This window comes from Candidatus Zixiibacteriota bacterium (assembly GCA_018820315.1).
Lineage (GTDB): Bacteria > Zixibacteria > MSB-5A5 > JAABVY01 > JAHJOQ01 > JAHJOQ01.
Genome location: JAHJOQ010000023.1, coordinates 1 through 2,017 on the forward strand (window position 1 = coordinate 1; position 2,017 = coordinate 2,017).

Here is a 2,017-nt window from a genome sequence, read left to right on the forward strand (position 1 = left end):
AAGGAGAATGGGCGCAAGGGATTCTTGCTCGTGCAAAACCGATGGGGTCCATCCTCAACAACTGTAATCTTGTCGAAGTCGGGCTGATTGACAGCCAAACAATCGAATTCATTGACAGTGTCACCGGTGAATACGATCCCAATTGGATTGAAGCAGCTGTATTCGAGCATACGCAGACGGGCGACAATTACTTCATGCTGGTCAACAGGAGATTACTGTCGAGTGAGGAAAACGAAGTCACTGTATACCTGCAGCCGGGAGGCAGTAATGGTTCCACTAACTACGCAATAATCGATCAATCATCAAATGACACGGTCATTGCGTATGGACACAGTACATGCTCATTTACTGCAACGCTTCAACCCGGAGAGGGATATCTTTACAAGCTCGAAAACGTAGGCTTATTTGGAAGCCTTTCTGGATGTCTGGCTAACTGTGAAATCGGGGGTGATATAGTCGTCGATTCAGATGACACTCTGGCCATTTGGTCAGCAACAGACAGCAGCATATCCTACGTTCAGTTCCACAGTAGGGACTGGCTTTCAGCTGGTGCTGATGTTGATAAACCAGAGATCATCGTGAAGGGGCTATTGCAGTTTGAAAACCAAGCTATGTTGAAATCCGCCAATGACTCAGTCGGATCCTGGTACGGTATCAGAGTTGTGGACAACGGTAGGCTCGAAAACCTCTATTTCTCCAAGGTCCTAATTCAGGACGCCTATTTGGGCATCAGCTTTGAGGATACATCCTCCGGGCATTTCACTCTCGGAATTCAGAATGATGAGCACTCATTCATCATCGAGGATTGTGAGGTGGGGGGGATGTTTTTAGCTTCAAGTGATGTGACTTTTGAGGATTACGATGACCCCGACTTCAATTGCCATGAACCTGTCCGTATAAGGAACATCGTGGACGGGTATGGGATCAGAGTTTCTGGAGACGATGTTTATGATTTCAACCATCTGGTATCTGTCGAGAACTGCAAATATGGAATGTATTTGGGCGGCCTCGGAGGAACAATTGAGGGTGTTCGGATCCACAGCACTTCTGACAGTTGCCTGTACGGGATTTTTCATCAAGCAGGCAGTGCCTCGGACACTCTGAAGATAAGAGAGTCTGTCATAGAAGGTAGCTATAGTGCTGGTATCCACTCGGTAGGCAAGACATCGACGGACATCACGGATTGTGCTCTTTATGCAGACGGAGCTAACATGGAGATAGGAGTGTACTCGTACGTGATGGGTTCGTTCAACATGCGCTCCACGAAGATCATTCAGGCAGAAACTGGCATTTGGGCAACAAGCACTAAAGCAGATTTTGGAAGTGCATCTGATTCCGGGCTCAATAGTGTATATATCGATACATCAGAGGCGAATTCCAGATGCGTGCACTTCTCTGGACTAGGAACTCTCAATGCACAGTACAATTACTGGGGACAATGGCCCATCCCGGATTCCAGCAAGTTCGAGTCAGGAGGATTGGGAAGTATTGCATTTACTCCGGCTTTAAGCGAAGGGCCAGCTTCTTTTTGGGACTGTGGCCCATACGATCCTGAAGCTGACTATAACTGCCAATTTGAACCAGGACTTCCTGGAACACCGTCGAAGATAACTGCCCTTGACGAAGAAGAACAGGTTCCGCTTGAGTTCTCCCTTTCAAACAGCTATCCCAATCCATTCAATCCCTCATGCCGAATAGACTACTCTCTTGCCAAATCCTGCATTGTGGAGATAGTCGTTTACAACATTCTAGGGCAGAGAGTAAGAACACTCGTGAATGATGAGCGACCCGCAGGACCTAATACAGTCATCTGGGATGGCAAGAATGAACAGGGCGGAGATGTTGCCTCTGGATTGTATTTCTACAAGATGCGAGCGGCTGATTTCACAAAGACCCAGAAGATGATGCTATTGAAATAGAGTTGATTTCTTATAAGGAGAACTACAATGCAGAACCATAGATTTGCAACAGTGACCGTAGTAGCAGCACTCTCACTGTTGGTTGTAGCCAGTGTCGC

1 protein-coding gene is annotated in these 2,017 nt (G+C 47.1%); it reads left to right on the forward strand.

The annotated features are described in order from the left end of the window. On the forward strand, nucleotides 1-1,919 hold a 1,919-nt coding region (locus KKH67_02070), incomplete at its 5' end, for a T9SS type A sorting domain-containing protein (protein MBU1317961.1). Nucleotides 1,920-2,017: the final 98 nt, after the last annotated feature.